A 3378-nucleotide genomic window follows, 5' to 3' on the forward strand; every position below is an offset into this window, starting at 1 on the left:
CAAGCCCTAATGACCGATTTGGGTTAAACACCAAGCCCTGACCACCGCATATTGAGACACTTTCTCAATCATCCCGGTAGTCAGGGCTTGTTCTGTGTTGTTCTGTTTCTCTTTCGTATTACTCAAAGTAATACAAGAATGTGGCAACGCCTTCGAGAGCCTTCTTGCCAGTCTCCTTGATTTCGATACGGAATTTGATTTCAGCCTTTGTCACACCGCGCAGGTTGGCGATAGACTGCAGGTCGGTTACGAGGCGGATGCTCTCGCCAGACTTCACTGCCTGTCCGAATTTCATCTTGTCCATACCGTAGTTCACCATCATCTTCAGGTTGTTCACCTCGATGATCTGGTTCCAGAGATATGGAAGCATGGATAGAGTGAGATAGCCATGGGCGATGGTAGTCTTGTATGGACTCTCCTCCTTGGCCTTCGCCGTGTCCACATGAATCCACTGGTGGTCGAGCGTAGCGTCGGCAAACATGTTGATGCGCTCCTGAGAGAGCTCCACATAGTCAGAAGTTCCGAGGTTCTTGCCCAGATAGGCAGCGAACTCGTCGTAGTTGTTGATGATCAGTTTTGCCATTTTCTTGATGTATTTATTGTTTATATGTGTGTTATTTTCTTACGGATGCTGTCTCCGCGCTCCTATTGTTTGTAGTCGTTTTTCGTGATGTTTGTCTCGAAGAGTTTCTTTCCCGGATGCTTTGTTGAGTGGAATGTATACATGAAGTTGTAGCCCGCCTCTTTGTATGGCCTCACCGAAGTGGTGCCACGCAGTGCCTTAATCATATCCTCCTTGATTTCAGAGTTTGCTATTGCCGTGGTGTCGGCAGGTCCCTTCACCGAGAGATAGTAGTGTAGCGTGAGCGTCTGTTTGTCAAACGTCATGCTGTCGGTCACTATCGCCTCGTTGATCTGCACGGGGCAGTTCTTCTCCGTGTATTCCTTCGCCTCCCTTGCCGCACGGTCTTCCAGACTCTCCTGACATGCCGACAGAGCCAATGCAGCAGCGGCAAGCATTATTGTTTTTCTTGTTGTCATATATATGCGCTGTTATAAGTCGTATCGTTTCGTTGCAGTCTGGGTTGGATGCCACACCTTATTATAAATTATATATATGGTTTCATTATATAAGTATATATAGCTTCGTGGCGATGTTCCTGCATCATCCGGCTGCGATGCAAAGGTACAAATAATATCTGAATAACAGGCATTTGTCAACAAACTCTTCAAACTCACACATCAGAAGAAAGACCCGAAGGAGATTCTCGTGAGCGAGATAAAGTACACCACATACTTTCATGCTGCTTGCCCTTAGTCTTTCAGACTATTTCTTTTCGAAATGCTGGTAATCCTGCGACCGCTTCCATCCGCCTCCCCATGTGAAGCCACGCTTCCTGAATTCCTTGTAGGCAAGGTCGTTGCGGTCAATCTTATATTTGAAGTCCTTTGAGCGGTCGGCATATCGCCGTGCGCTCAGAGGACTTACCGTTATCTTCCCGTTCGCCCCCTTCCTCACGTATGGATTATACAGAGGGTTCAGGTCGATAGCCTTGCCGTAGCTGTGGTTTGAAGGCACCTTCGTGCCGGCCACATATCTGAAATTGAAACACGACGTGTTGTTTGCCTCCATCGACTTCAGGTCGTCAGCCCCGTAGTTGTCTATGAGCACCATCCTCTCTATGGGATATTTCTTGGCGAAGAGTGTCTCGAAGATTTCCACCAAGTCGTTGGCGATGCTCTTGTGGCACACCAGCTCTCCCAGACAAATCTTGCCCTTGTCGTTCCAATGCAGCACCTTCACGTAGCGCAGCGACTCGCGGCTCACCGTGCAGCCTTTCTTATACGATTTGCCCTGCATCCTCTCGAAAACGCGGTCTGGAATGGGTTCGCTCATGAAACATTTATTCAGGTCGTAGCCTCGTAGCGTCAGACTGCTTATCGTCTTGCCAGCCTCCCAGTTCTTCAGGACTGTTCTCTCTCCTCCGGGTCTTTGGTCTTTTTCCGTTACGGATGCCTTCTGTTGGCTGCCGTCCGTCAGGTTTGTCGCCTCTACGGATGTAGCCTGTCGTGCGTCGTCCGTCAGGTTTGTTGTCTGCTTTGCATAGGCAAATCCAGTGGCGAGGCATATGGCAACAAACGTTGCTGCCATGGTGATGATGGATGGTCTTCTGTTGGGAAAACTGTGATTGTCTTTCATATTGTCGTGAAGTTCTTTTATCCTAAATCGGTCATTAGGGACTGCAAGCAGTTATTAAAAATATACCTTAACGGTCTAATGACCGTTTGGTGGTTGTCTTGCTGCCGTAGTGAAAGCTCCTGTCTGGCGTTTCCTTTCGCTCTTCGGAGTCGGCAGCTTACTGTGTGTGATACCGTATTTATGCCTTGTCTTACGGCATGGAATACTGCAAATATATGTTTTTTTTCGCTAACAGAGGCATTTTTGTTCTATAAACGATATTGTTTGGATAATTTTTCTTACCTTTACACCCCGAATGACTTAGTATCTTAATTTAGTATATAAAATATAGATATAACTTTAATTCTAGTAAACTTTAAATCTATGGCATTAGAAAAAACCTTAATTTTGCTAAGACCGAGTGCTTTGTCGCGAGGTTTAGCAGGAGAAATTCTCAGTGTCTTCTATAAGAAGGTGCTGCGGATCTGCGGTTTGAAGATGATGCTGCCCGACGAAAAGATTTCTGACGGCCATTATTCCCATCTCGCAGGCAAGAGTTTCTTCAGGCGCGCCAGGGACCCCGCCTGTCGTGGCAGTATGTCTGAAGAGTGTAGAAGCAGCGTTGGCTGTGGACATTCTTTCAGAGTCAAATGGATGCAAAGCAGCTCCGTTGTCTGTTCGGAACATTTGTCGCATAAGTTGGCTGGAGTGTATCGTGCTTGCGCATGATTCTCTTGAGGACGCAGCGACAAAGTGGAATACGGTTCTTCCGCATCGACAAGTTCTTCGATAGGAAACCGGGTCTGCTATCCAAATTATATGCTTCTGACGATATTTAATTTTTTAATTATTTTTTATTGTTACGTTTTACTGACGGTGGAGTTTACGCTCCCTGTTGGGCCCCTTTCGTCAGACAGGCAAAAATAATGACGGAACCTGATGTTTCTCCTTTCCCTGGAGACATCCGGTTCCGTCAGTTTTTTGATGCAGTTGATGAGTTAGACATTTTCTAATTACTGACTGGAAAATCTCCAATCCGTCTGTCACTACTGTCCTATTTTCAATGGTCTATCTATATTATAATCCGAACGAATGCTTGCCGCTGCCCACCTTCTTCTTGAATCCGTTGGCGAGCTGTATGGTGGCGTCGCAGCCTACGGGGATTTCTACGGTGATGGTGTCGGCAGAGCAGTATACGG

Annotated in this window: 4 protein-coding genes; 1 reads left to right on the forward strand and 3 read right to left on the reverse strand. The window is 46.8% G+C overall.

The features are described from left to right. Positions 1-118 precede the first annotated feature (118 nt). From QVO99_RS10570 to QVO99_RS10580, 3 genes are all read right to left on the reverse strand, one after another. A complete protein-coding gene (locus tag QVO99_RS10570; RefSeq protein WP_022317584.1) occupies positions 119-583 on the reverse strand; it encodes a MaoC family dehydratase in 465 nt (154 codons plus the stop codon). Positions 584-645: 62 nt separating this feature from the next. Beyond that, positions 646-1041, reverse strand: coding sequence for a hypothetical protein (locus QVO99_RS10575; protein WP_288177221.1), 396 nt, complete (start codon positions 1039-1041; stop codon positions 646-648). Between the two features lie 286 nt (positions 1042-1327). Then, the gene (locus QVO99_RS10580) at positions 1328-2200 is read right to left on the reverse strand and encodes a M15 family metallopeptidase (protein WP_022317587.1); all 873 of its coding nucleotides are present in this window, start codon (positions 2198-2200) and stop codon (positions 1328-1330) included. Between the two features lie 363 nt (positions 2201-2563). On the opposite strand from QVO99_RS10580, the gene QVO99_RS11120 reads away from it, so the two are divergent. Next, a complete protein-coding gene (locus QVO99_RS11120; RefSeq protein ID WP_022317588.1) occupies positions 2564-2908 on the forward strand; it encodes a nucleoside-diphosphate kinase in 345 nt (114 codons plus the stop codon). The last annotated feature ends 470 nt before the right edge of the window (positions 2909-3378 follow it).

Origin of the sequence: Prevotella sp. CAG:592, from assembly GCF_000436015.1 — a bacterium.
Classification (GTDB): Bacteria; Bacteroidota; Bacteroidia; order Bacteroidales; family Bacteroidaceae; genus Prevotella; species Prevotella pectinovora.

What these genes read in the sequence shown, in the direction of transcription:
- QVO99_RS10570 (WP_022317584.1), bottom strand. Translation starts at nt 583, where the DNA reads ATGGCAAAACTGATCATCAACAACTACGACGAGTTCGCTGCCTATCTG.
- QVO99_RS10575 (WP_288177221.1), bottom strand. Translation starts at nt 1,041, where the DNA reads ATGACAACAAGAAAAACAATAATGCTTGCCGCTGCTGCATTGGCTCTG.
- QVO99_RS10580 (WP_022317587.1), bottom strand. Translation starts at nt 2,200, where the DNA reads ATGAAAGACAATCACAGTTTTCCCAACAGAAGACCATCCATCATCACC.
- QVO99_RS11120 (WP_022317588.1), top strand. Translation starts at nt 2,564, where the DNA reads ATGGCATTAGAAAAAACCTTAATTTTGCTAAGACCGAGTGCTTTGTCG.